Genomic DNA, 25,062 nt, shown 5'->3' on the forward strand with positions numbered 1-25,062 from the left:
CCCTTTTTCGTCTGCTCAAGCTTACTTGATCAGGTAGTTGTCCAGGTTGCCGCCGTTGTCGACGATTTCCTTGAAGACCTTGGGCATGCGGCCGATGCCGGTCCACAGGATCTCTTCACCATCTTTTTCCAGGCGGTATTTGGGAGCGCGCTTGGCACCTTTGCCGCCGCGGCGAGAAGGTGCGGCAGTGGCGCCACCCAGGATGTCTTCTGCAGAAATACCGGCCTCGGCCATGGCTTTGCGCAGCTCGTCGATTTTGGCCAGGCGCTCGGCTTCTTCTTTCTGGCGCTCTTCTTCTTCACCGGCGCGCATTTCGATAATGGCTTCCAGCTTACCTTTGATTTCTTCGAGTTCCTGAAGGCTCAGCTCTTTGGTGGCGGCGTTAAGGCGGCGTTGGTTACCCAGGATCTGCAGAAAATCTGACATATTTATGTCCTTTAGCTTGGTGCAAGGATGGAATGACACTCTATTTTTAAAAAAGGATAGGCCAGTTTGCAAGATGCGAGAAGAAAAAAAAGCGGCTTTCGCCGCTTTTTTCACATATTAGGGTAGTTTGGACCGCCTGCACCTTCAGGTGTTACCCATTGGATATTCTGAGAGGGATCCTTGATATCGCAGGTTTTACAATGGATGCAGTTTTGCGCATTGATTTGCAGCCGCTTGCCGTCTGCTTCCTCGACAATCTCATAAACGCCGGCCGGGCAATAGCGCTGGGCGGGCTCGTCGAAACGGGGCAGGTTATAGGCCACCGGAATGCTTTGGTCTTTCAGCTTTAAATGACAGGGCTGATTTTCTTCGTGGTTGGTATTGGAGATAAATACTGAACTCAGCCTGTCAAAACTTAATTTACCGTCGGGCTTGGGATAATTGCGGGGCTGATGCCGGTCAGCCGTTTCCAATTGCAGATGATCGGCCACCGGATCGGACAGGGTCCAAGGGGCCTTGCCACCCAGGATGTTCTGTTCCACCCAGTTATAAGCGCCGCCCAGCAGCGGGCCCCATTTGTGCAGGGCCGCGCCGAAATTGCGGGCGCAGTGCAGCTCTTCATGAAGCCAGGACGCCTTGAAACGGCCCTCGAAGGTGGCCGCCGTCAGGGGCTCTTCGCCCTTGAGGTCGGCGATGACGGCCTCGGCGGCCAGCATGCCGGACTTCATGGCGGTGTGGCTGCCTTTGATCTTGGCGAAGTTGAGGGTGCCGGCATCGCAGCCGATCAGCATGCCGCCGGGGAAGGCCATGCGGGGCAGGGAATTGAGGCCGCCCTTGGCGATAGCCCTAGCACCGTAGCTGATGCGCTCGCCGCCTTCGAGGTACTGGGCATAAAGCGGGTGTTGCTTCATGCGCTGGAATTCCTCGAAGGGCGACAGGTAGGGATCCTTGTAATTGAGGTCGACGATGAGGCCCACCGAGATCAGGCCATCCTCCAGGTGGTAGAGGAAGCTGCCGCCGGTGGCGGTCTTGTCCAGGGGCCAGCCGCCGGCATGGACCACCAGGCCGGGCTTGTGCTTGTCTTTTGGCACCTGCCACAGCTCCTTGAAGCCGATGGCGTAATGCTGGGGTTCCTTGCCGTCGGCCAGCTTGAAGCGCTCGAGCAGCTCTTTGCCCAGGTGGCCGCGGCAACCTTCGGCGAAGAGGGTCTGCTTGGCCAGCAGATTCATGCCGGGCTGGAACTGGGGGCCTTCGCTGCCGTCCTTGAGGCGGCCCATGTCGCCGGTCTGGATACCCACGACCTTGCCGTTATCGTCAAAGATGATCTCGGCGGCAGGGAAACCGGGGTAGATCTCCACCCCCAGGCTTTCGGCCTGCTCGGCCAACCAGCGGCAGAGGTTGCCGAGGCTGATGATGTAGTTGCCGTCGTTGTGCATGGGCCTCGGAATGGCCCAATGGGGAATGGCTTTTTGGCCTGCTTCTTCCAGCAAATAGAGCTCGTCTTTGGCCACGGCGGTGTTGAGGGGAGCGCCTTTTTGCTGCCAGTCGGGGAAGAGTTCGGTAAGGGCCCTGGGTTCGAAGAGGGCGCCGCTCAAGATGTGGGCCCCCACTTCGGAGCCTTTTTCCACTACGCAGACCATCAGATCCGGGTCAAGCTGTTTGAGGCGACAGGCGGCACTCAGGCCGGCCGGGCCTGCGCCCACCACCACCACATCGAATTCCATGGTCTCGCGTTGCATTGACGACTCCTGCTCGTTATGTCAGCGTCCAGGGCCCATTTTTACTGGTCTGGGCCATTTTTTGACACTGCTCTTATCTGTTGAATGTCAAGTTGACGTTTACGTTAACAGTAAGTATTTTGGCGGTAAAGCCAGGACAGGTCCAGAGACCGTCCTCCACCCAGCTTCAGAGGAGTTGCCATGAAGGTGCTGGTCGCGGTCAAACGCGTCATCGATTATAACGTCAAGGTCCGAGTCAAGGCAGACAACTCCGCCGTGGACCTGGCCAATGTGAAAATGGCCATCAACCCTTTCTGTGAAATCGCCGTGGAAGAGGCGGTCCGGCTCAAGGAGCAGGGCAAGGCCAGCGAAGTGGTGGCCGTGTCCGTGGGCTCCGACGCCTGTCAGGAGCAGCTGCGTACCGCCCTGGCCCTGGGTGCCGACCGCGCCATCCAGGTAAAGGCCGAAGACGGCCTGGACTCCCTGCTGGTGGCCAAATTATTGGCCAAAGTCTGTGAGCAAGAGAACCCCGACCTGGTGATCCTCGGCAAGCAGGCCATCGATTCCGACAACAACCAGACCGGCCAGATGCTGGCGGCCCTCAAAGATTGGCCCCAGGCTACCTTCGCTTCCCAAGTGGAAGTGGGCGAGGGTGAGCTGGTGGTGACCCGCGAAATCGACGGTGGCCTCGAGACCATCGCCGTGGCCCTGCCGGCCGTGGTGACCACAGACCTGCGCCTCAACGAGCCCCGCTACGCTTCCCTGCCCAACATCATGAAGGCCAAGCGCAAGCAACTGGACGTGCTGGACGCCGAAGGCTTCGGCCTGGATCTCAGCCCCCGCGTCAAGGTGCTGGGCGTGACTCCGCCGCCGGTTCGCCAGGGCGGCGAAATAGTGGAAAGCGTCGACGTCCTTATCGACAAACTGCGTAACCAAGCGAAGGTGATCTGATGAGCATTCTGGTCATTGCCGAACACGACAACCAACATCTCAAACCGGAAACGGCCAAAGTGCTGAATGCCGCCCGCGCTATGGGCGACGATGTCCACCTGCTGGTGGCCGGTCACCAATGCCAGGAGGTTATCCATGCTGCAACTCAACTTGATGGTGTCGCCAAAGTCCTGGTGCTGGATGATGAACGTTTTGCGCATCCGCTCCCGGAAGTCCTGAGCCAGGCCGTCCTGGCCCTGGCCGGCAACTACAGCCACCTGGTCACCGCCAGCTCCACCACCGGCAAGAACCTGATGCCGCGCATCGCCGCCAAGCTGGACGTGGCCCAGATCTCCGACATCATCGCCGTGGACAGCGCCGACACCTTCAAGCGCCCCATCTACGCCGGTAACGCCATCGCCACAGTCCAGGCCCTGAATGCGGTCAAGGTCATCACTGTCCGTCCTTCCGCCTTCGACGCCGTGGGCAACGGCAGCGCCGCCCCTGTCGAGCAGCTGGGCAGCAATGAGAGCTTCGGCAAGAGCCGTTTCGTCAAGGCCGAGCTGACCAAGAGCGAGCGCCCGGATCTCGGCTCCGCCCGGGTGGTGATCTCCGGCGGCCGCGGTCTGCAAAGCGGCGACAACTTCGTGATGCTGGAAAAACTGGCCGACAAGCTGGGGGCCGCCATCGGTGCCTCCCGTGCCGCCGTCGACGCCGGCTTCGTGCCCAACGACTGGCAGGTCGGCCAGACCGGCAAGATAGTGGCGCCGGATCTCTACATCGCCGTCGGCATCAGCGGTGCCATCCAGCACCTGGCGGGCATGAAGGAGTCCAAGGTCATAGTGGCCATCAACAAAGACCCCGAAGCCCCGATCTTCCAAATTGCCGACTACGGCCTGGTGGGGGATCTCTTCGAACTGGTGCCAGAGCTGACCGACAAGCTCTGAGCCCCGCGGCATTACAAAAATGCGCCCCCAGGGGCGCATTTTTTATGGGCCAACCGGGCCGACATAAGCCCTGCTCTGGGGTACACTGGCGCCCAAAATAAGGAAGTCTCGATGGCACAGCTTTACTTCTATTACTCGGCGATGAACGCCGGTAAATCCACCTCCCTGCTGCAGTCCGCCTACAACTACCGCGAGCGGGGCATGAACGTGCTGCTCTACACGGCGGCGGTGGACGACCGCTCCGGGAAGGGCATCATCAGTTCCCGCATCGGCCTTGAGAGCGAGGCCAGGGTCTTCGACGCTGGCACCGATCTCTTTGCCGAGGTGCTGGGGCTTTCCCATACCCAGCGCTTCCATTGCCTGCTGCTGGACGAAGCCCAGTTCCTGTCCAAGGCCCAGGTGGCCCAGCTCTGCCGTGTCGTCGACGAGCTGGGCATTCCTGCGCTGGCCTATGGCCTACGCACCGATTTTCGCGCCGAGCTGTTCGAGGGCGCCCAGTACCTCTTGGCCTGGGCCGACAAGCTGGTGGAGCTCAAGACCGTCTGCCACTGTGGCCGCAAGGCCAATCGCGTGCTGCGGGTAGGGGAGGACGGCCAGCCCAGCAAGGAAGGGGCCCAGGTGGAAATCGGTGGCAACGACCGCTACGTCTCGGTGTGCCGCAAGCACTACCTGGAAGCCTTGGCAAGGGGCTGAGCCGCCCTGTATAAGAAGGCTTTACCGCATGGAGATGTAAGGGGTGAAGCCGATGAGATTGGTGGTCAAACTGGGCACCAGCGTGTTGACCGGTGGCAGTAGCCGCCTGGACAGGGCCCATATGGTGGAGCTGGTGCGCCAGTGCGCCGCCTTGCACAGGGCCGGCCACCAACTGGTGGTGGTCACCTCGGGTGCCGTGGCCGCCGGCCGCGAGCAACTGGGCTTTCCCGACCTGCCATCCGATCTCCCTCACAAGCAGATGCTGGCGGCCGTGGGCCAGGGCCAACTGGTACACCTCTGGCAGCACCTCTTCGACCTCTACGGCATCCAGGTGGGGCAGATGCTGCTGACCCGGGCCGACCTCGAGGACCGCGAGCGCTTCCTCAATGCCCGCGACACCCTGGGCACCCTGCTGGGTCACGGTGTCGTCCCCCTCATCAACGAGAACGACGCCGTCGCCACCACCGAGATCAAGGTCGGGGACAACGACAACCTCTCGGCCCGGGTGGCCCTCTTGGCCAAGGCCGAGCTGCTGATGCTGCTGACCGACCAGCCCGGCCTCTTTACCGCCGATCCCCGTACCAATCCCCAGGCCGAGCTTATCGAAGAGGTCCGGACCATAGACTCCACCCTGCACAAGCTGGCCGGCGGCAGTGTCTCAGGTCTTGGCACAGGCGGCATGGCCACCAAGCTGCAGGCCGCCGACCTGGCCCGCCGGGCCGGCACCGCCGTGGTGATAGCAAGCGGCCATGCTCCTGACGTCATCACCCGGCTGGCGGCGGGAGAGCGGGTCGGTACACGCTTCGCGCCCCTGGAGGACGCCCTGGTCAGCCGCAAGCAGTGGATCTTGGCCGGGCCCCCGCCCGCAGGTTCCTTGGCGCTGGATCTGGGAGCCGTCAAGGCCCTGGTGGACAAAGGTGCCAGCCTGCTGCCCAAGGGCATAGTGGCGGTCAAGGGCGACTTCGAGCGAGGGGATGCCGTGAGCCTGTTGGGGCCGGACGGCGCCAAGCTGGGTGTCGGGCTGGCCCGCTACAACGCGGCCGAGCTCAAGGCCATCGCCGGGGTTCATTCCGACGCCATCAGCATGGCTCTTGGCTTTGACAGAGGGGACGTGGCAGTGCACAGGGACGACCTGGTGCTGCTGGGGTAATAAAAAAGGCCGCATGCGCGGCCTTTTTCAGAGGTTGGTCATCAAGCAGTCTTTTTCCCGGCCCTTGAGGGCCAGGGACACCTTGGAGGTGGGGCTGCGGCCCAGCTTGTCGCTGATGAACCAGCCGGCCTCACAGAGCCTGTCCAGGTTCACACCGTGGGCTATGCCGAGGCCGTCCAGCAGGTAGACCAGATCCTCGGTGGCCACGTTGCCGCTGGCACCCTTGGCGTAGGGGCAGCCGCCGAGGCCGGCCACGGCCGAGTCCACCACGCTGATGCCCATGGACAGGGCTGTGTGGATGTTGGCGATGGCCATCCCGTAGGTGTCGTGGAAGTGCACGGCCAGCTTGCCGAGCGGCACTTCCTGGGCCACGGCCTCGAGCAAGGCCCGGGTTTTTTCCGGGGTGCCTACCCCTATGGTGTCGCCGAGGGAGATCTCATCACAGCCCATGTCCCAGAGCGCCTTGGCCACCTGGGTGACCTGCTGCGGCGCTATGTCGCCCTCGTAGGGGCAGCCCAGCACGCAGGATACGTAACCCCGTACCCGTACGCCTTTGGCCTTGGCCTCTTTCACCACCGGCTCGAAACGGGCCAGGCTCTCGGCTATGGAGCAGTTGATGTTGGCCTGGCTGAAGGTCTCGGAAGCGGCGCCGAACACCGCCACCTCGTCGGCCTTGGCCGCCAGGGCCCCTTCCAGGCCCTTGAGGTTGGGGGTCAGGGCCGAGTAGATCACCCCTTCCTTGCGCGCCAGGGCCTCAAACAGCTCGGCCGTGTCGGCCATCTGCGGCACCCATTTGGGGGAGACGAAGCTACCCACCTCTATGTGCTGCAAACCGGCGCCGGCCAGCATCTCGATCAGCTGCTTCTTGTCGCTGAGGGCCACCTGGCCCTTCTCGTTCTGGAGGCCATCTCTGGCCCCCACTTCGACAATGCGAACCTGCTTGGGATAGGGCATCAGGCGTCCTCCAACCTGACCAGTTCGGCGCCGTCGTTGACGCGGTCACCGACTTGGAAGAAGACCTCGGCCACCACGGCGTCGCAGGGCGCGGCTATGGCGTATTCCATCTTCATGGCTTCCATGACGATCAGGGTGTCGCCGGCCTTGACCTGGTCGCCGGCCTTGGCCGGTACCGCCACTATGGTGCCGTTCATGGGCGCCGTGAGGTCACCCTCGTCACCGGCCTGGTGTTGGGCGTCGCTGCGGTATTCCCGCACCTCGAAGGGCTGGCCCTGGTCGAACAGCATCACGCAGTCGCCGTGCTGCCAGACCGGCAGGTGCAGCTGGTGGCCGTCGAGGCTCGCCTGGAGGCGGTCGCCGTCCAGTCGGCCCTGGGCCAGGATCTGGTGATCGTGGAAGCGCAGCTGCCAGCCGCCGTCCTGGGGACGGGCCAGCACTTCCAGGGGCTCGATGTTGCCGATGTCCAGGTTGAGCTTGATCAGCGCCTCGCTGCCCAGGCGCCAGCCGTCCGCCCTGTGCCAGGGGGAGCCGGGCTCGTGGCTTTCCTGGCGCAGGCTCTGGGCGCCTTGCTGGCGGAAGCAGAGCAGGGCCAGGGCGGCCAGGGCCAGACGGTGTTCGGTCCACTGGGGTTCGAAGGTCAGGGCCTCGGCATGGCGCTCGATGAAGCGGGTGTTGAGCTCGGCGGCCAGGAAGGCGGGGTGGCTGACCAGGCGGCGCAGGAAGCCGACGTTGGTCTGGATCCCGGCCAGGCAGTACTGGTCCAGTGCCCTCGCCATCTTGCCAAGGGCACTGGCGCGATCGGGGCCGTGGACGATGAGCTTGGCGATCATGGGGTCGTAGAAGGGGCTGATCTCGTCGCCCTGGCGTACCCCTGTGTCGATGCGCACCCCTTGGGTGGGCTCGCGCAGCAGGCGGATGGGGCCGCTCTGGGGCAGGAAGCCCTTGTAGGGATCTTCGGCGTAGATGCGCACCTCGACGCTGTGGCCGTTGCAGGGCACCTGCTCCTGGGTCAGGGGCAGGGGTGCGCCTGCGGCGACCTTGAGCTGCCATTCCACCAGATCCTGGCCCGTGACCATCTCGGTGACGGGGTGCTCCACCTGCAGGCGGGTGTTCATTTCCATGAAGTAGAAGTCATTGCCGTCCAGCAGGAACTCGACGGTGCCGGCGCCCACATAGCCGATGGCCTGGGCGGCCTTGACCGCCGCTTCACCCATGGCGCGGCGCAGCTTGGCGGACAGGCCCGGGGCCGGGGCTTCTTCCACCACCTTCTGGTGGCGGCGCTGGGCAGAGCAGTCACGGTCGCCGAGGTAGACGCAGTTGCCTTGCTGGTCGGCGAAGACCTGCACTTCCACGTGGCGGGGGCTGCCGAGGTAACGCTCCAACAGCAGGGTGGCGTCGCCGAAGGCGTTCTGGGCTTCGCGGCGCGCCGCGTCCAGGCCTTCTTTGAGTTTTTCAGGGCCTTCCACCACCCGCATGCCTTTGCCGCCGCCGCCCATGGCGGCCTTGATCAGCAGCGGGAAGCCGATGGTCAGGGCTTCGCTCACCAGACGGTTGTCGGACTGATCTTCACCGTGGTAACCGGGCACCAGGGGCACGCCGGCGTCTTCCATGATGGCCTTGGCCGCAGACTTGGAGCCCATGGCCTCGATGGCGGCCACAGGCGGGCCCACGAAGGCGATGCCGGCGGCGGCGCAGGCCTCGGCAAAACCGCTGTTCTCGGACAGGAAGCCATAGCCGGGGTGAACGGCCTCGGCCCCTGCTTCCTGTGCTATGGCCAGGATCTTGTCGGCGCGCAGGTAGGACTGGGCCGCTTCCGCCGGGCCCAGGTACCAGGCCTCGTCCGCCAGTTGCACGTGGCGGGCCTGGCGGTCGGCATCGGAATAGAGGGCGATGCAGCGGATGCCGAGGCGGTGGGCGGTGCGGATCACCCTACAGGCGATCTCGCCGCGGTTGGCGATGAGCAAGGTCTTAAACACGGTTTTTCTCCTGCCAGCCGGGGGCGCGTTTGTCGAAGAAGGCCTTGAGCCCCTCCTGGCCTTCCGGGCTGACGCGAATGCGGGCGATCTCGTTGGCGGTATGGTGGCGCAGGGCGTCGTCCAGCGGGCTGGCGGCCACGTGGCTCAGCAGCTGCTTGCAGGCCACCATGGCCAGGGGGCCGTTGGCCAGCAGGGTTTGGATGAAGCCGTCCAGGCAAGCATCCAGCTCCTCGATGGCTACCACCTCGTGCACCAGGTCCAGCTCCAGCGCCTTGGCGGCGCCGAAGCGCTCGGCGGTGAGGGCATAGCGGCCTGCCTGGCGGGGGCCCATGGCCCGCACCACGTAGGGGCTGATGACGGCCGGGATCAGGCCCAGCTTGACCTCGGACAGGCAGAACTGGGAACCGTTCTCGGCCACGGCGATGTCGCAGCAGGCGATGAGGCCCAGGGCGCCACCGAAGGCGCTGCCCTGCACCCGGCACAGGGTGGGGTGGGGGAAGCTGTCCAGGCGCATCATCAGCTCGGCCAGGGCCTCGGATTCGGCCAGGTTCTGGTCGAAGCTCTGGGTGACCTGGCGCTGCATCCACTTGAGGTCGGCGCCGGCGGAGAAATGCTTGCCTTCGGCCTTGAGCACCAGCAGCCGCACCTTGGGGTCGTCCGCCAGCTCGGAAAGGGCCTGCACCAGCTGGCCGATCAACACCTCGTCGAAGGCGTTGTATTTTTCCGGCCTGTTGAGGCAGAGAGTGGCGACGCCACGTTCGTCGATTTCAGTCGATAACCAATCCATGCTGCCTCCTTACATGCGGAACACGCCGAAGCGGGTATCAATGATGGGTGCGTTGAGGGACGCGGCCAGGGCCAGGGCCAGTACCTCGCGGCTCTGGGCCGGGTCTATGACGCCGTCGTCCCAGAGGCGGGCCGAGGCGTAGTAGGGGTGTCCCTGCTTCTCGTACTGGTCGATGATGGGGGCCTTGAACGCCTTCTCTTCTTCCTCGGTCCAGCTCTGGCCTTGTTTGGCCAGGTTGTCCTTGGTGACGGTGGCCAGTACGCCGGCGGCCTGCTCGCCGCCCATCACGGAGATGCGGGCATTGGGCCACATCCACATCAGGGTGGGGTCGTAGGCGCGGCCGCACATGCCGTAGTTGCCGGCGCCGTAGGAGCCGCCGATGACCAGGGTGAACTTGGGCACATTGGCGCAGCTCACCGCCGTCACCATCTTGGCGCCGTGCTTGGCGATGCCCTCGGCCTCGTATTTCTGGCCGACCATGAAGCCGGTGATATTCTGCAGGAACACCAAAGGCACCTTGCGCTGGCAGCAGAGCTCGATGAAGTGGGCCCCTTTCTGGGCGCTCTCGGAAAAGAGGATGCCGTTGTTGGCCACTATGCCCACCGGGTAGCCCTGGATATGGGCGAAGCCGCAGACCAGGGTAGGGCCGTAGAGGGCCTTGAATTCGTGGAACTCGGAGTCGTCCACCAGCCGGGCTATCACTTCCCGCACCTCGAAGGGTTTCTTGAGGTCGGTGCCGACGATGCCGTAGAGCTCTTCCACCGGGTAACGGGGCGCCTTGGGCTCGCGCAGGGCCAGCTGCTGGGGCTTTTGCCAGTTGAGGTTGGCCACCGCTTCGCGGGCCAGGGCCAGGGCATGGGCGTCGTCCTGGGCGTAGTGGTCGGCCACGCCGCTCACCTTGCAGTGCACGTCGGCCCCGCCGAGGTCTTCGGCGCTCACCTCTTCACCTGTGGCGGCTTTGACCAGCGGCGGGCCGGCCAGGAAGATGGTGCCCTGGTTGCGGACAATGATGGACTCGTCGGCCATGGCCGGCACATAGGCGCCGCCGGCGGTACAGAGGCCCATCACCACAGCAATCTGGGGAATGCCCTTGGCGGACATCTGCGCCTGGTTGAAGAAGATGCGGCCGAAGTGATCCCGGTCGGGGAAGACTTCGTCCTGGCGGGGCAGGAAGGCGCCGCCGGAGTCCACCAGATAGATGCAGGGCAGGTGGCAGCGGGCTGCGATCTCCTGGGCCCGAAGGTGCTTGCGCACCGTCAGGGGGTAATAGGTGCCGCCTTTGACGGTGGCGTCGTTGGCCACGATCATGCATTCGACGCCGGAGACCCTGCCTATGCCGGCGACGACACCGGCGCAGGGCACATGGTCTTCGTAGACGGCGTGGGCGGCCAGTTGGGCGATTTCCAGGAAGGCAGAGCCCGGGTCCAGCAGCAGGTCGATACGCTCACGGGCCAGCAGTTTGCCCCTGGACTTGTGGCGTTCGCAGGCCTTGGCACCGCCGCCTTGGCTGATGGCGGCTATCTTGTCCTGGAGGTCGGCCACCAGCTCGCGCATGGCGGCATCTTTGGCCTTGAAGGCTTCGCTGTTGGGATTGATGTTGGATGACAGGAACATCGACATTGTCCTTTGCTAAAAAGGGCACCCGGCCGGGTGCCCCTTCCGACGGGAGATCAGCGGGACTCGTTGAAGAGTTCGCGGCCGATGAGCATGCGGCGGATCTCGGAGGTTCCGGCACCGATCTCGTAGAGTTTGGCGTCGCGCAGCAGGCGGCCGGTGGCGTATTCGTTGATGTAGCCGTTACCGCCCAGCAGCTGGATGGCGTCCAGGGCCAGTTGGGTGGCCAGCTCGGCGCTGTAGAGGATGACGCCGGCGGCGTCCTTGCGGGTGGTCTCGCCACGGTCGCAGGCCTTGGCCACGGTATAGACATAGGCGCGGGCGGCGTTCATGCGGGTGTACATGTCGGCCAGTTTGCCCTGCACCAGCTGGAAGCTGCCGATGGCCTGGCCGAACTGCTCGCGGTCGTGCACATAGGGCACCACTATGTCCATGCAGGCCTGCATGATGCCCAGGGGGCCGCCGGACAGCACCACGCGCTCGTAGTCCAGGCCGCTCATCAGCACTTTGACGCCCTGGTTCAGCTCGCCGAGGATGTTTTCCTTGGGCACTATGCAGTCTTCGAACACCAGCTCGCAGGTGTTGGAGCCGCGCATGCCCAGCTTGTCCAGTTTCTGGGCCTGGGAGAAGCCCTTGAAGCCGCGCTCTATGATGAAGGCGGTGATGCCGTGGGGGCCCTTGTCGAGGTCGGTCTTGGCGTAGACCACATAGGTGTGGGCGTCGGGACCGTTGGTGATCCACATCTTGTTGCCGTTCAGCACGAAGTGATCGCCGTTGTCGCGGGCAAACAGCTTCATGGACACCACGTCGGAGCCGGCATTGGGTTCGGACATGGCCAGGGCGCCGATGTGCTCGCCGCTGATGAGCTTGGGCAGGTACTTGCGCTTCTGCTCTTCGTTGCCGTTGCGGTTGATCTGGTTGACGCAGAGGTTGGAATGGGCGCCGTAGGACAGGCCTACGGAGGCGCTGGCCCGGGAGATCTCCTCCATGGCCACCACGTGCTCCAGGTAACCCATGCCGGCGCCGCCGTACTCTTCCGGCACTGTGACGCCCAAGAGGCCCATCTCGCCGAATTTCGGCCAGAGCTCGTTGGGAAACTGGTTGTCGTGATCTATCTGCGCGGCGCGAGGGGCTATGACCTCACGGGCAAAGGCGTTGACGTGGTCACGGATCATGTCCGCGGTATCACCCAAACCGAAATTCAGGCTTTTGAACTGGCTAATCATCAGCTTCTCCCCCGAGATGCGTGGTGGTTAGCTGCCGCTGGCCTTTTTCTTATCCTGAATATCAGTCAAGGCGGCGCGACAGCGGGTTTCTGCCGACGTCAGTTCCATGAGCACCACTTTGATGTCTTCCATCTGCTGCTCCAGGGCCGATTTCTTTTCAAAAATCAGGTCCAGCATGGTGTGCAGCTGGGTGACGGAAGACTTGTCTGCATCGTACAGATCGAACAGCTTGCGCACTTCCGCCAGGGTGAAACCCAGGCGTTTGCCACGGAGAGTCAGCTTGAGGCGAACCCTGTCCTGGCGATTGTAGACGCGCGTCTGTCCCTTACGCTCCGGCGTGATCAGCCCCTGGTCCTCGTAGAAACGGATGGACCTGGTGGTGATGTCGAACTCTTTCGCCAGTTCGCTGATGCTGTAGGTAATGCTCTTGTTGGACATGGTGTCTTGGCTCATCGTCGATGGTTCTACCTTACTGGAAGTTTACGTAAAGGTAAAGCTATGGGCGCCCGGGGGGAAATGGCGCGCAAGCCCCTGTCAAGACTGACTTTCCTGGCTATAAAAGGCAAGCCTTCTTTGCCGGGGATTTCATCGTTTTGCCATGGGGGGGAAGGAAACTGGAAGGGGGCTGCCTCGGCTCGCCGGCGAGGAATGCCTTTTAGCTGCTTTGAAGGCCTAACGACCCAAACGGGCTGCTATGCTGCCAAGGACCTTTCATATAGAAAATAGGTATAGGTAAGGAAGGCGACGGGCATTATCCGGGCTCGAGAGGGTCCAAAAGAAGGGAGGATGCCTGGTTTGAGCGGTGCTGTGCCGTTAGCGACCTGATTTAGAGAAGAGGAGTGTGCCAGGGGAGGGCTGTCACCAGGCCTGCTGGGGTCATCTTTTCCCAAGAGGTCCGATGCCCTTGACGTTGCCGTAAACGTCAACAGTGCGGTAGTCTGTGCCAAATCGCTTTGAAGGAGTGAGCCATGTCTATCGTTATCCTGGGCGCAGCCCGTACCGCCATGGGCGGATTCCAGGGCGCCCTGGCCGAAGTATCAGCCCCTGTTCTGGGCGCCAGCGCCATCAAGGCGGCCCTGTCCCGCGCCGGCCTCAAGGCCGAAGATGTCTCCGAGACCCTGATGGGCTGCGTGCTGCCGGCCGGTCTTGGCCAGGCCCCGGCCCGCCAGGCCAGCCGTCATGCCGGCCTGCCCGATAGCTGTGGCGCCACCACCATCAGCAAAGTCTGCGGCTCCGGCATGAAAGCCGTGATGCTGGGCCATGATCTGCTCAAGGCCGGCAGCGCCGATGTTATCGTCGCCGGCGGCATGGAGTCCATGACCAATGCACCTTATCTGCTGCCCAAGGCTCGCGGCGGGCTGCGCATGGGCCATGGCGAGGTCAAGGACCACATGTTCCTGGACGGCCTGGAAGACGCCTACACCGGTCGCCTGATGGGCTCCTTCGCCCAGGAGACGGCCGACAAGTACGATATCAGCCGTGAAGACATGGACGCTTTCGCCATCGAATCACTGAACCGTGCCAAGGCCGCCATCGACAGTGGCGCCTTCGCCGGCGAGATCACCCCGGTCAGCATCCAGACCCGCAAGGGCGAGCTATTGGTGGAAGTGGACGAGCAGCCCGGTAAGGCCATGCCCGAGAAGATCCCGACTCTGCGTCCGGCCTTCGCCAAAGACGGCTCCATCACCGCCGCCAACTCTTCTTCCATCTCCGACGGCGCCGCCGCCTTGGTGCTGATGCGTGAAGACGATGCCAAGGCCCGCGGCCTGGCGCCCCTGGCCCGCATCGTCGGCCAGGCCCAGCACGCCCAGCACCCCAGCGAATTCACCATAGCGCCGGTGGGCGCCATCCAGAAGGTGCTGGACAAGGCCGGCTGGCGCAAGGACGAGGTGGATCTGTTCGAGATCAACGAGGCCTTCGCCATGGTCACCATGCTGGCCGTGCGCGAACTGGGTCTCGATAGCGCCAAGGTCAACGTCAACGGCGGCGCCTGTGCCCTGGGCCACCCCATCGGTTGTACCGGTGCCCGCCTGCTGGTGACCCTGGCCTACGCCCTCAAGAACCGTGGCCTCAAGCGCGGTGTTGCTTCCCTTTGTATCGGCGGCGGTGAAGCCACTGCCGTCGCTATCGAACTTCTTTAAGGAACGGCCATGAAAACAGTACCTCTCTTTATCGACGGCGAGTTCGTGCAAAGCCGCACCGAGCAATTCATCGACGTCACCAACCCTGCCGACAACAGCGTCATCGCCAAGGTGCCTTGCGCCACCCAGGGCGAGATGGAAGCGGCGGTGGAAAGCGCCAAGCAAGCTTTCATGGAATGGAAAGAGACGCCGGTTTCCCAGCGTGCCCGCATCATGCTGCGCTATCAGCAGCTGCTGAAGGACCATCACGACGAAATAGCCGAGATCCTGGCCGGTGAGACCGGCAAGACCTTCGAAGACGCCAAGGGTGACGTCTGGCGCGGTATCGAAGTGGTGGAGCACGCCGCCAACATCGCCAGCCTGATGATGGGCGAGACGGTAGAAAACGTGGCCCGCGGCATTGACTGCTACAGCCTGACCCAGCCCCTGGGCGTCTGCGCCGGTATCACCCCGTTCAACTTCCCGGCCATGATCCCGCTGTGGATGTTCCCCCTGGCCATCGCCTGCGGTAACACCTTCATCCTCAAGCCTTCCGAGCAGGATCCCCTGACCCCGACCCGCTTGGTTGAACTGTTCGTCGAGGCCGGCGCGCCCAAAGGGGTGCTGCAGGTGCTGCACGGCGGCAAGGAGCAAGTGGACTTCCTGCTGGACAACCCCGCCGTCAAGGCCCTGTCCTTCGTGGGCTCTGTGCCGGTCGGCCAGTACATCTACAGGCGCGGCACCGAGAACCTCAAGCGGGTCCAGGCCTTTGCCGGCGCCAAGAACCACATGGTGGTGATGCCCGACGCCAACAAGCGCCAGGTGATCAACAACATCGTCGGCGCTTCCGTCGGCGCCGCCGGCCAGCGCTGCATGGCCATCTCCGTGGTGGTGCTGGTGGGCGAGGCCCAGGAATGGGCGGCCGACATCCAGGCCGAACTGGCCAAGGTCCGTCCCGGCCTCTGGAACGATCCTGACGCGGCCTACGGCCCCCTGATCTCGCCCAAGGCCAAGGAGCGGGTACTGGAACTGATCCAGTCCGGCAAGGACGAAGGCGCTACCTGCCTGCTGGACGGCTCCGGCTTCAGCCTCAAAGGCCATGAGGCCGGCAACTGGGTCGGCCCGACCCTGTTCGCGGACGTAACCCCGGACATGCGCATCTACAAGGAAGAGATCTTCGGCCCCGTGCTGTGCCTGACCAACGCCGACTCCCTGGATGACGCCATCGCCCTGGTCAACGCCAGCCCCTTTGGCAACGGCACCTCCATCTTTACCGCTTGTGGCGCCGCGGCCCGTAAGTACCAGCACGAAATCGAAGTGGGCCAGGTCGGTATCAACGTACCGATCCCGGTACCGCTGCCGTTCTTTAGCTTCACCGGCTGGAAGGGTTCCTTCTACGGCGACCAGCATGCCTATGGCAAGCAGGCGGTGCGTTTCTATACCGAAACCAAGACCATCACCGCCCGCTGGTTCAGCGAAGACATTCCCTCCGGCCCCAACATGACCATCCATTTGAAGTAAGAGGGGATGATTGTGAACTTTCATCTGACCGAAGACCAACTGGCCTTCCAGGAAACCGCCCGCCAGTTCGCCCAGAGCGAACTGGCTCCCAATGCCGCCCGTTGGGACAAGGAACACCATTTCCCGGTTGAGGTGATCAAGCATGCCGGCGAGTTGGGCTTCCTGAGCCTCTACACCCCTGAGGCCGCCGGCGGCCTGGGGCTGTCCCGCCTGGACGCCAGCATCGTCTTCGAACAGCTGGCCATGGGCTGTACGCCCACCACGGCCTATATGACCATCCACAATATGGCGACCTGGATGGTGGCGAGCTTCGGTACCCCCGAAGCCGTGGAAGAGTTCTGCCCCGATCTGGTCACCGGTGAGAGGCTCGCCTCCTACTGCCTGACCGAGCCGGGCGCCGGCTCCGACGCCGCCAGCCTGACCACCTCTGCCCGCCGTGACGGCGACGACTATGTGCTGAACGGCGCCAAGGTCTTTATCAGCGGCGCAGGCAGCACCCAGGTACTGGTGGTAATGGCCCGCACCGGCGAAGCCGGTCCTGCCGGTATCAGCGCCTTCGTGGTACCCGCCGACGCCGAGGGCGTGGGTTACGGCAAGGCCGAAGAGAAGATGGGGTGGAACGCCCAGCCCACCCGCATGGTGACCTTCGAGAACGTCCGCATCCCTGCCCGCTACCGTCTGGGCGAGGAAGGGGAGGGCTTCAAGTTCGCCATGATGGGTCTGGACGGTGGTCGCATCAACATCGCCACCTGTTCCATCGGCACTGCCCAGCAGGCCCTGGAAACCGCAACCCAGTACATGCAGGAGCGCCAGCAGTTCGGCAAGCCCCTGGCCGCTTTCCAGGCGTTGCAGTTCAAGCTGGCTGACATGGCCACCGAGCTGGTGGCGGCGCGCCAACTGGTGCGCCTGGCGGCCTACAAGCTCGACGTGAAAGATCCCGAGCGCACCGCTTATTGCGCCATGGCCAAGCGTTTCGCCACTGACGTGGGCTTCAAGGTCTGTAATGAGGCCCTGCAACTCCACGGCGGCTACGGTTATATCCAGGAGTATCCCCTGGAGCGCCATGTGCGTGACGTGCGTGTCCACCAGATCCTGGAAGGCACCAACGAGATCATGAGGCTCATCGTCGGCCGCCGCCTGCTGGCGGAGCACGCCAACCCCATTCTGTAAGGAGGCACCATGCAAGCACCTTTGGATTTGCGCATCGACGGCCACGTGGCCGTGCTGACCATGAACAACATGCCGGCCAACACCTGGACGGCAGAAAGCCTGCGCGGCTTGGCCGCCACAGTGGAAAAGCTGAACGCCGACAAGAGCGTCTATGCCCTGGTGCTGTGCTCGGCCAGTGAGAAGTTCTTCAGTGCCGGTGCCGATCTCAAGATCTTTGCCGACGGCGACAAGGACGTGGCCGGTGACATGGCCCACCTCTTCGGTCGTGCCTTCGAAACCCTCTCCGACTTCCGCGGCGTGTCCATCGCCGCCATCAACGGCTATGCCATGGGTGGTGGCCTGGAAGTGGCCCTGGCCTGTGATCTGCGCATCGCCGAAGAGCAGGCTGTCATGGCCCTGCCGGAAGCCAAGGTCGGCCTGCTGCCTTGCGCCGGCGGTACCCAGAACCTGACCCACTTGGTGGGCGAGGGCTGGGCCAAGCGCGTCATCCTCTGCGGCGAGCAGCTCAACGCGACCAAGGCCTTGGAGATAGGCCTGGTAGAAGAAGTGGTGGCCAAGGGTGAAAGCTTCGACGCCGCCATGAAGCTGGCCCGCCAGGTGGGCAACCAGAGCCCGCAGGCCGTGGCCCTTTGCAAGAAGCTGGTGCAGAGCTGCCGCCACGCGCCGCTGCACACAGGCCTTGGCAAGGAGCGCGAGTATTTCGTCAAGCTCTTCGACGGCCATGACCAGAAGGAAGGGGTTCAGGCTTTCCTGGAAAAACGTCAACCCAAATGGCAGAACCAATGAGCGATATCGTCCAATTCGAAGAGCTGGATACCGCCAACGGCAAATGCATAGGGGTAGCCAGGCTCAACAGCGAAAAGTCCCTCAACGCCCTCTCCGAGGCCATGATCGACCTGCTGGGTCCCCAGCTCAAGGCCTGGGAAGAAGACCACCGCGTCGTGATGGTGGTGCTGGAAGGGGCAGGGGAGAAGGCCTTTTGCGCCGGCGGCGACGTGGTCGCCCTCTACAACGCCATGAAAGACGGTGACAACGGCGGCCAGGCGGTTGAGCAGTTCTTCTTGAAGGAATACCGCCTGGATTACCAGATCCACTGCCTGAAGAAGCCGGTGCTGATCTGGGGTCACGGCATCATCATGGGCGGCGGCCTCGGCCTGATGAGCGGCGCCTCCCACCGGGTGGTGACGGAAACGGCCCGCATCGCCATGCCGGAGATCACCATAGGCCTCTACCCTGATGTGGGTGGCACCTACTTCCTGTCCCGCATGCCGGGCAAGTGCGGCCTCTTCCTCGGCCTGACCGGTGCCAACATCAATGCCGCCGACGCCCTTTATGTGGGCCTGGCCGACCATTTCATCCCCTCCGAAGACAAGGGCCGCCTCTTCGATGCCCTCTGCCACGTCAACTGGGGTGAGACCCTGAGCCTCAACCACGAGAAGCTGAGCCAGGCCCTGAAAGCCCTGGAACAGCCGGCCCGGGTCAAGCTGCCCCGCGGCCAGGTCAAGGGCCACCAGGAAGCCATAGACCACCTCTGCGAAGGCGAGGATCTGGCGGCCATAGTGGACAGGATCTGTGGCCTGGAGACGGAAGACAGCTGGCTGGCCAGGGCCCGCGATGCCCTCAAGCACGGCAGCCCCCTGTCGGCCTCCATCGTCTTCGAGCAGCTCAAGCGTGGCGGCCAGCTCAGCCTGGCCGACGCTTTCCGCCTCGAGGCGGGGCTTTCCTGGCGCTGCGGCGAGTTCGGTGAATTCCAAGAAGGGGTCCGGGCACTGCTCATCGAGAAAGACCGCAACCCCAACTGGCGTTTCAAGTCGGTGGCAGACGTAGACGGCGCCGTGCTGGCCCGGTTCTTCGAGAGCCCCTGGGATCTCCATCCCCTGGCAAATATCTAAGGAGTGGCTATGAAAATCGCGTTTATCGGCCTTGGCAACATGGGTGGCCCCATGGCCAAAAACCTGTTGAAGGCCGGCCATGAAGTGATGGCGGTGGATCTCAACACCCAGGCGGTGGCAGAGCTGGTGGAAGCCGGTGCCAGCGCCGGCAGTGCCGACGATGCCGCCCAGTGCGAGGTGGTTGTCTCCATGCTGCCCGCCGGCCGCCATGTGGCCGGGCTTTACCTTGGTGAAACGGGCCTGTTGGCGAAGCTCGCCGAAGGGGCACTGGTCATCGACTCCTCCACCATAGACGCGGCTACCGCCAAGAAGGTCCACGAGGCCGCCCGGGTTGCCGGTATCGACTTCGTCGATGCCCCCGTTTCCGGCGGCACCGCCGGCGCCGCGGCCGGCACCCTGACCTTCATCGTCGGTGGTTCTGACCAGGCCTTCGAGCGCGCCAAGCCGGTGCTGGACGCCATGGGCGCCAACATTTTCCATGCCGGCGGCGACGGTGCCGGCCAGGTGGCCAAGATCTGCAACAACATGCTGCTGTCGGTGCTGATGGCCGGCACCTGCGAGTCTCTCAAGCTGGGCATGGCCCACGGCCTGGATCCCAAGGTGCTGTCCGACATCATGAAGGTCAGCTCAGGCGGTAACTGGGTGCTGGAAAAGTACAACCCCGTGCCCGGCGTCATGGAAAACGCCCCGGCCTCCAAGGGCTACCAAGGCGGCTTCATGAGCCAGCTGATGAGCAAGGATCTGGAACTGGCCATGGGCGCCGCCGGCGAAGTGGCAGCCCCTGTGCCCATGGGCGCCCTGGCGCGCTCGCTCTACCAAATGCATAACAAGAAAGGCAACGGCACCAAGGACTTCTCGTCCCTGCTGGCGTTGTTCGAGGAGTGACAATGAATTTGAAGAACGCTGTAATTGCCATCACTGGTGCCGGCCGCGGCCTGGGCCAGTCCATGGCCGTGATGCTGGCCGAAAACGGCGCCAAGATAGCCCTTATCGACGTTAACGGCGACGATCTGGCCACCTCCAAGAGCCTGGTGGAAGGGGCTGGCTCCGAGGCCCGTTGCTACGAGTGCAACATCACCGACGAGGCGGCCGTCGAGGCCACCTTCAAGCAGATCGGTGAAGACTTCGGTACCCTGAACGGCCTCATCAACAACGCCGGCATCATGCGTGACGGCATGCTGCTCAAGGCCAAGGACGGGCAGCTGACCAAGATGAGCCTGGAGCAGTTCCAGTCCGTCATCAACGTCAACGTGACCGGCACCTTCCTCTGTGGCCGTGAAGCCGCCGCCACCATGGTGGCCAAGGGCGCCAAAGGGGTGATCATCAACATCTCCAGCGTTTCCCGTTCCGGCAACATGGGCCAGACCAACTACTCCGCCTCCAAGGCGGCAGTGGCCACCATGGCGGTGACCTGGGGCAAGGAACTGTCCCGCTACGGCATCCGTACCGGTGCCATAGCGCCTGGCGTCATCAAGACCGCCATGACCGACCAGATGAAGCCGGAAGCCATTGCCCGCATGGAGCAGGCCATCCCCGTTGGCCGCCTCGGCCTGCCGGAAGAGATTGCCCACGGTGTGAAGTTCATCTTTGAAAATGACTATTTCACCGCTCGCGTGCTGGAAATCGACGGCGGCATTCGCATTTAATAACCATTGAGGCCCGCCGTAGCAGGCTGGCCTGATTTTTTATTACCCCGGGCTATTTTGGCCTGGGGTATTTTATTGGCCCGCTTTGGGCCTGTGCGCTTTTTTAGCGGTTTCCTCGCGTTTTTCTGCGATAGTGGGCATCTGCCGGGGTCTCCGGCCAGTCTGGGGGGCGAAATCTGCTCGCCGGCATGTTAAGGTGTTTGTTCGAATTCAAATGAAATGGCTGTTTTGGTGCTGCCTTCCCTGACGAGAGGCAACGACCAAAACCGATAAAGTCACCCTATTACGAGGAGGCAGAGTGGAAACTGGCACGCTTATTTCGTTGGCGACCTATTTTATTGCCATGCTGGGCATTGGTTTGTATGCCTACAAAAAATCGACGGACGACATCTCGGGTTACATGTTGGGGGGCCGCGGCCTTGGCCCGGCAGTAACGGCCCTTTCCGCCGGCGCTTCTGACATGAGTGGTTGGATCCTGATGGGCCTGCCTGGCGCCATCTATGTCTCAGGTCTGTCCCAGATCTGGATTGCCGTGGGCCTGACCATAGGTGCCTACCTCAACTACGTGGTGGTGGCGCCGCGCCTGCGCACCTACACCGAAGTGGCCAACGACTCCATCACCATCCCCGACTTCTTCGGAAACCGTTTCGAGGACGAGAAGCGCCAGTTGCGCATGCTGTCCTCACTGGTGATCATCATCTTCTTCACCCTCTACACCTCGGCCAGCCTGGTCGCCGGGGGCAAGCTGTTCGACAGCTCCTTCGGCCTTTCCTACGGTACTGGCCTCATCATCACCGCCGGTGTGGTCTGCGCCTACACCTTGTTCGGCGGCTTCCTGGCCGTGTCCATGACCGACTTCGTGCAGGGCTGCATCATGCTGATGGCCCTGGTGATAGTGCCAATCGTGGCTTTCACCGACCTGGGTGGTGTCAGCGCTACCGTGGGCAAGGTCCATGGCCTCAATCCCCTCTACCTGGACCTCTTCAAGGACGCGGCCCAAAGCGGGGTACTGCAGAACGTGTCCCTGCTGGGCATCGTTTCCCTGCTGGCCTGGGGCCTGGGCTATTTCGGCCAGCCGCACATCATAGTGCGCTTCATGGCCATCCGCTCTGTCCGTGATATCAAGACGGCACGCCGCATCGGCATCTCCTGGATGCTGGTCTCTATCATCGGCGCCATGGCGACCGGTTTCGTGGGCATCGCCTACGTGGCCAAGACCCAGATGAGCCTCGCCGACCCCGAGACCATCTTCATCGTCTTCTCCCAGTTCCTGTTCAATCCGCTGGTGGGGGGCTTCCTGCTGGCGGCCATCCTTGCGGCCATCATGAGCACCATCTCCTCACAGTTGCTGGTCACCTCCAGCTCCCTGACCGAGGACTTCTACAAGGCCTTCGTACACCGGGACGCCAGCCAGAAGGAACTGGTGCTGGTGGGCCGGCTGTCCGTGCTGCTGGTCTCCATCGTCGCCATCGCCCTGGCCTGGAACCCGGAGAACAGCATACTGCACCTGGTCAGCAACGCCTGGGCCGGTTTCGGTGCCGCCTTTGGCCCCGTCATCATCTTCAGCCTGTTCTGGAAGCGCATGACGTTGCAGGGCGCCATGGCCGGTATGCTGGTTGGGGCGGCGACAGTGCTGTTCTGGATCTACGGCCCCGTCACCATCGACGGCAAGCCGCTGTCCAGCTACCTCTACGAGATAGTCCCCGGCTTTATCCTCTGTAGCCTGGCCATCTGGGTAGTGAGCCTGATGACCAGCGAGCCCTCCAGCAGTATGCAGGAGCGCTTCAGCGAGATGGAAAGGGTGACGGCGGAACACGCCTGAACCACGAAAAAGCCGGCCTAAGGGCCGGCTTTTTTCATGTCAGAAGAAAACTCAAGCGGACTTCAGTACGTGGAAGACTTCCGCGAAGCTGTGGGCGCGCTGGGTGATATCCAAGGGGATATGCAGGGCCCGGGCTATATCGGCGGCGGAGATCATGCCGCGCAGGTTGTTGCTCTTCTTGTCCAGCAGCAGTATGTGCTGTTCGCCCAGTTCCTGCAGGGTATAAAGCACATCGCCAATGCTGGCGCTTTCCAGCTCCTGATAGGCGAAGCCATGCAGGTGGGACTTGTCGGTCATCACATCCCGCACCGTGACTTCGTTACGGGGAATGCCCTTGTTGGTGGCTGCCATCAGCACCTTGTGGCTCTGGAGATCGCCTGCGCTGACGATGCCGAGGAAGCGGTTCTGGACGTCCACTACCAGCTTGGCCTTGACGTGGGCCTTTTTCATCATGAAGAGGGCGTCATCAATCTTGACGTCATGCTCTATAACCATGGGGGCGCGGCGGGCGAAGTCGGTGGTGATCCAGGCGGCGGGGCTTTCCAGGCTCAACTGGGCAGGATATTCGGCATCGGCAAAGTGTTCCACATCGGCCATGCCAATGGTGGGGATCAGGGAGAATGTGTTCATAAATACCTCTACTGAACTGAATTGTTATATGTATAAGCAGCAATAACAGTTCATGGTGAGGCGCGGGCAGGGGGGCGGTAGCGCGGATCCGACAGGGCTACTACTGGTGTCTGTTCCGGCTCCAGGTGCCAGGCCAAGACATTACAGGTGCTGGGGCCGGACAGCGGCAGCAGCGGCAGGTCGTCGAAGTCGGCGACAGCTTGGTTTTCCTGGGGTTGGCTGAGGTTGTAACCGTCTCCCACTGGTGCCGCCGAGGCGTCACCGAGCCCGATCCAGGCGACCTGGGCGAACAACATGACCCAGAACAACCTGCGCAGTGGTAGAGGGAGTGACAACATCGAACGCCTTCCCGGAAACTCCAATAATTATGTTATGCGACTTATCTTGGGGAAAAACAACCCCTAGCTCCGCCACATATCGTTTTCGATGTCTTCCTTGCGGCGACCCTTCCCATGGCGCCGGTCTTCCTTATCAGGTTCCCAGCGCATTTCTTCCCGCCTTTCGCGGCCTTTTCGGCGATGGCTGAAGCGACGATCGACATCTTCATGTTCTTTTTTCTCTGTCATGGCAAGCCTCCTCGGCCCAAATGGGGCTTAGTTGCCCAAAGTACAGTAGCTTTAAAAATAGCGCTTTGCTGGGCCTGCTGCGCGGCCAGAGAGAAGCTGGGTAAGTCGCTGATGCGTTCATTCATGATCCATTGCAGTATTGGGCCATGGCATTGCTTGGGCCCTCAGCCCTCAGCTGATAACCTGAGGTCATAGCAGTAAGGAGAGAAACTTCATGACCGGCACCCGCAGGCCCGTTCTGGGCATAGCGCTTGGCAGTGGGGCCGCCAAGGGATGGGCCCATATCGGTATCCTCAACGGCTTGGCCAAGCTGGGCATCAAACCGGATCTGGTGGCAGGTTGCTCCATCGGCGCCCTGGTGGGCGCCGCCTACGCCGGAGGTCGGCTGGGCGTGCTGGAGAAGTGGGTACGGGGTTTTACCCGGCTGCAGGTGATGTCCCTGCTGGATCCCAGCTTCAGCGGCCGTGGCCTTTTCTCCGGCGAGAAGGTGTTCAATGTCATCTCCAACGGCATGAACCAGAACGATTTTTCCCAAACCAAGTTGCCGTTCGCGGTCGTCGCGACAGAGTTGCACACCGGGCGTGAGCATTGGATTGAAGAAGGGGATCTGGTGTCGGCGGTAAGGGCATCCTGTGCCATGCCTGGCCTGTTCGTCCCTATCTACCGGGATGGCCACCTACTTATAGATGGGGCTGTGGTCAACCCTGTCCCCGTTTCCCTGGCCAGGGCCATGGGCGCCGAAGTGGTGATCGCCGTCAACCTGGCCAGCGATGTTCACCATCAGGTGAATACCGAAGAGGAAGAGGAAGAAGAGGAAAGCGTCTTCAGGCAGTGGTTCAACCGCATCCGCCCCGAAAAGGAAGCCAAGGAGTTGCCTCTGCCGTCCATGTGGGGAGTGATGAGCGGCGCCATCAACATCATGCAGGAGAGGATCACCCGTGCCCGCATGGCCGGTGACCCACCCGAGCTGGAGCTCAAGCCTCGGCTGGCCGAGATCAACATCATGGAATTTCACCGTGCCGAGGAGGCGATTACCGAAGGGGAAGCCTGTGTGGCCCGCATGGCGCATTTTCTTTTGGCTGAGCTGGCCTACCTGGGGATCCACCCCGAACCCTCCGCAATGGAAGGCGATGGCGCGGGCAAAGCAAAAAGTTGACGTTGGCGTCAACCTTCTGGTCCGTCCAGTGGCTTTTTTTAGAGCGGTTGCTTTACGTGCGCGTCATGACTCCATATGATGATGACACTTCGATTACCTTGGTTTTCAGGTAAGC

At 62.6% G+C, this 25,062-nt stretch carries 24 protein-coding genes; 13 read left to right on the forward strand and 11 right to left on the reverse strand.

Annotated elements, in window-relative coordinates:
• Positions 1 to 21: 21 nt before the first annotated feature.
• Positions 22 to 426: an H-NS histone family protein gene (locus PVT67_RS06210; protein WP_301498948.1), complete on the reverse strand. Its 405-nt coding sequence runs from the start codon at positions 424 to 426 to the stop codon at positions 22 to 24.
• A gap of 110 nt (positions 427 to 536) precedes the next feature.
• A complete protein-coding gene (locus PVT67_RS06215) occupies positions 537 to 2,165 on the reverse strand; it encodes an electron transfer flavoprotein-ubiquinone oxidoreductase (RefSeq protein ID WP_301498950.1) in 1,629 nt (542 codons plus the stop codon).
• Between the two features lie 180 nt (positions 2,166 to 2,345).
• Here PVT67_RS06215 and PVT67_RS06220 point away from each other — a divergent pair, with 180 nt between their 5' ends.
• The 4 genes from PVT67_RS06220 (at position 2,346) to proB (ending at position 5,864) form a co-directional block, all read left to right on the forward strand.
• Positions 2,346 to 3,095, forward strand: a complete 750-nt coding sequence (locus PVT67_RS06220; protein ID WP_301498952.1) for an electron transfer flavoprotein subunit beta/FixA family protein — start codon at positions 2,346 to 2,348, stop codon at positions 3,093 to 3,095.
• Positions 3,095 to 4,021, forward strand: a complete 927-nt coding sequence (locus PVT67_RS06225) for an electron transfer flavoprotein subunit alpha/FixB family protein (protein WP_301498954.1) — start codon at positions 3,095 to 3,097, stop codon at positions 4,019 to 4,021. Before PVT67_RS06220 ends, PVT67_RS06225 begins: the two co-directional genes overlap by 1 nt.
• A gap of 111 nt (positions 4,022 to 4,132) precedes the next feature.
• Complete coding sequence (locus PVT67_RS06230; RefSeq protein ID WP_301498956.1) at positions 4,133 to 4,714, forward strand: thymidine kinase; 582 nt, start codon at positions 4,133 to 4,135, stop codon at positions 4,712 to 4,714.
• Between the two features lie 52 nt (positions 4,715 to 4,766).
• Complete coding sequence (gene proB / locus PVT67_RS06235) at positions 4,767 to 5,864, forward strand: glutamate 5-kinase (RefSeq protein WP_336407815.1); 1,098 nt, start codon at positions 4,767 to 4,769, stop codon at positions 5,862 to 5,864.
• Positions 5,865 to 5,891: 27 nt separating this feature from the next.
• On the opposite strand, the gene PVT67_RS06240 is transcribed toward proB, so the two are convergent.
• Genes PVT67_RS06240 through PVT67_RS06265 form a run of 6 tightly spaced genes read right to left on the reverse strand, consistent with a single transcriptional unit; the run spans position 5,892 to position 12,862 of the window.
• A complete protein-coding gene (locus PVT67_RS06240; RefSeq protein WP_301498961.1) occupies positions 5,892 to 6,818 on the reverse strand; it encodes a hydroxymethylglutaryl-CoA lyase in 927 nt (308 codons plus the stop codon).
• Complete coding sequence (locus tag PVT67_RS06245) at positions 6,818 to 8,797, reverse strand: acetyl/propionyl/methylcrotonyl-CoA carboxylase subunit alpha (protein WP_301498963.1); 1,980 nt, start codon at positions 8,795 to 8,797, stop codon at positions 6,818 to 6,820. Before PVT67_RS06245 ends, PVT67_RS06240 begins: the two co-directional genes overlap by 1 nt.
• A complete protein-coding gene (locus PVT67_RS06250; RefSeq protein WP_301498965.1) occupies positions 8,790 to 9,584 on the reverse strand; it encodes an enoyl-CoA hydratase-related protein in 795 nt (264 codons plus the stop codon). Before PVT67_RS06250 ends, PVT67_RS06245 begins: the two co-directional genes overlap by 8 nt.
• Before the next feature lie 9 nt (positions 9,585 to 9,593).
• Complete coding sequence (locus PVT67_RS06255) at positions 9,594 to 11,198, reverse strand: carboxyl transferase domain-containing protein (RefSeq protein WP_301498967.1); 1,605 nt, start codon at positions 11,196 to 11,198, stop codon at positions 9,594 to 9,596.
• A 56-nt stretch (positions 11,199 to 11,254) separates the two neighbouring features.
• Entirely contained in the window at positions 11,255 to 12,424 is a 1,170-nt protein-coding gene (locus tag PVT67_RS06260) for an isovaleryl-CoA dehydrogenase (protein WP_301498969.1), read from the reverse strand.
• Between the two features lie 27 nt (positions 12,425 to 12,451).
• Entirely contained in the window at positions 12,452 to 12,862 is a 411-nt protein-coding gene (locus PVT67_RS06265; RefSeq protein WP_301498971.1) for a MerR family transcriptional regulator, read from the reverse strand.
• Positions 12,863 to 13,392: 530 nt separating this feature from the next.
• Between PVT67_RS06265 and PVT67_RS06270 the strand changes: the two genes are divergently transcribed.
• The 8 genes from PVT67_RS06270 to putP all read left to right on the forward strand — a co-directional run bounded on the left by PVT67_RS06270 (position 13,393) and on the right by putP (position 22,595).
• The gene (locus PVT67_RS06270) at positions 13,393 to 14,565 is read left to right on the forward strand and encodes an acetyl-CoA C-acyltransferase (protein WP_301498973.1); all 1,173 of its coding nucleotides are present in this window, start codon (positions 13,393 to 13,395) and stop codon (positions 14,563 to 14,565) included.
• Between the two features lie 9 nt (positions 14,566 to 14,574).
• Positions 14,575 to 16,065 carry a CoA-acylating methylmalonate-semialdehyde dehydrogenase gene (locus tag PVT67_RS06275; protein WP_301498975.1) on the forward strand — a complete coding sequence of 497 codons (1,491 nt, stop codon included), beginning with the start codon at positions 14,575 to 14,577 and terminating at the stop codon, positions 16,063 to 16,065.
• Positions 16,066 to 16,071: 6 nt separating this feature from the next.
• A complete protein-coding gene (locus PVT67_RS06280; protein ID WP_419181029.1) occupies positions 16,072 to 17,235 on the forward strand; it encodes an acyl-CoA dehydrogenase family protein in 1,164 nt (387 codons plus the stop codon).
• A 9-nt stretch (positions 17,236 to 17,244) separates the two neighbouring features.
• Positions 17,245 to 18,021 (forward strand): enoyl-CoA hydratase, encoded by a 777-nt coding sequence (locus PVT67_RS06285; protein ID WP_301498979.1) that lies wholly within the window; start codon positions 17,245 to 17,247, stop codon positions 18,019 to 18,021.
• The gene (locus PVT67_RS06290) at positions 18,018 to 19,127 is read left to right on the forward strand and encodes an enoyl-CoA hydratase/isomerase family protein (protein WP_301498981.1); all 1,110 of its coding nucleotides are present in this window, start codon (positions 18,018 to 18,020) and stop codon (positions 19,125 to 19,127) included. Before PVT67_RS06285 ends, PVT67_RS06290 begins: the two co-directional genes overlap by 4 nt.
• A 9-nt stretch (positions 19,128 to 19,136) precedes the next feature.
• The gene (gene mmsB, locus PVT67_RS06295; protein WP_301498983.1) at positions 19,137 to 20,012 is read left to right on the forward strand and encodes a 3-hydroxyisobutyrate dehydrogenase; all 876 of its coding nucleotides are present in this window, start codon (positions 19,137 to 19,139) and stop codon (positions 20,010 to 20,012) included.
• 2 nt (positions 20,013 to 20,014) lie between these two features.
• Positions 20,015 to 20,773: an SDR family oxidoreductase gene (locus PVT67_RS06300; RefSeq protein WP_301498985.1), complete on the forward strand. Its 759-nt coding sequence runs from the start codon at positions 20,015 to 20,017 to the stop codon at positions 20,771 to 20,773.
• A 343-nt stretch (positions 20,774 to 21,116) separates the two neighbouring features.
• Positions 21,117 to 22,595 carry a sodium/proline symporter PutP gene (putP, locus tag PVT67_RS06305; protein ID WP_336407840.1) on the forward strand — a complete coding sequence of 493 codons (1,479 nt, stop codon included), beginning with the start codon at positions 21,117 to 21,119 and terminating at the stop codon, positions 22,593 to 22,595.
• A 51-nt stretch (positions 22,596 to 22,646) separates the two neighbouring features.
• Here putP and PVT67_RS06310 read toward each other — a convergent pair whose 3' ends face one another.
• The 3 genes from PVT67_RS06310 to PVT67_RS06320 form a co-directional block, all read right to left on the reverse strand.
• Positions 22,647 to 23,225, reverse strand: coding sequence for a CBS domain-containing protein (locus PVT67_RS06310; protein WP_301498989.1), 579 nt, complete (start codon positions 23,223 to 23,225; stop codon positions 22,647 to 22,649).
• A gap of 50 nt (positions 23,226 to 23,275) precedes the next feature.
• Positions 23,276 to 23,521 (reverse strand): hypothetical protein, encoded by a 246-nt coding sequence (locus tag PVT67_RS06315; protein WP_301498991.1) that lies wholly within the window; start codon positions 23,519 to 23,521, stop codon positions 23,276 to 23,278.
• Between the two features lie 105 nt (positions 23,522 to 23,626).
• Positions 23,627 to 23,791, reverse strand: a complete 165-nt coding sequence (locus tag PVT67_RS06320) for a hypothetical protein (protein ID WP_301498993.1) — start codon at positions 23,789 to 23,791, stop codon at positions 23,627 to 23,629.
• A gap of 214 nt (positions 23,792 to 24,005) precedes the next feature.
• Between PVT67_RS06320 and rssA the strand changes: the two genes are divergently transcribed.
• Positions 24,006 to 24,947 carry a patatin-like phospholipase RssA gene (gene rssA, locus PVT67_RS06325; RefSeq protein WP_301498995.1) on the forward strand — a complete coding sequence of 314 codons (942 nt, stop codon included), beginning with the start codon at positions 24,006 to 24,008 and terminating at the stop codon, positions 24,945 to 24,947.
• Positions 24,948 to 25,062 lie beyond the last annotated feature (115 nt).

Source organism: Gallaecimonas kandeliae (assembly GCF_030450055.1).
Lineage (GTDB): Bacteria > Pseudomonadota > Gammaproteobacteria > Enterobacterales > Gallaecimonadaceae > Gallaecimonas > Gallaecimonas kandeliae.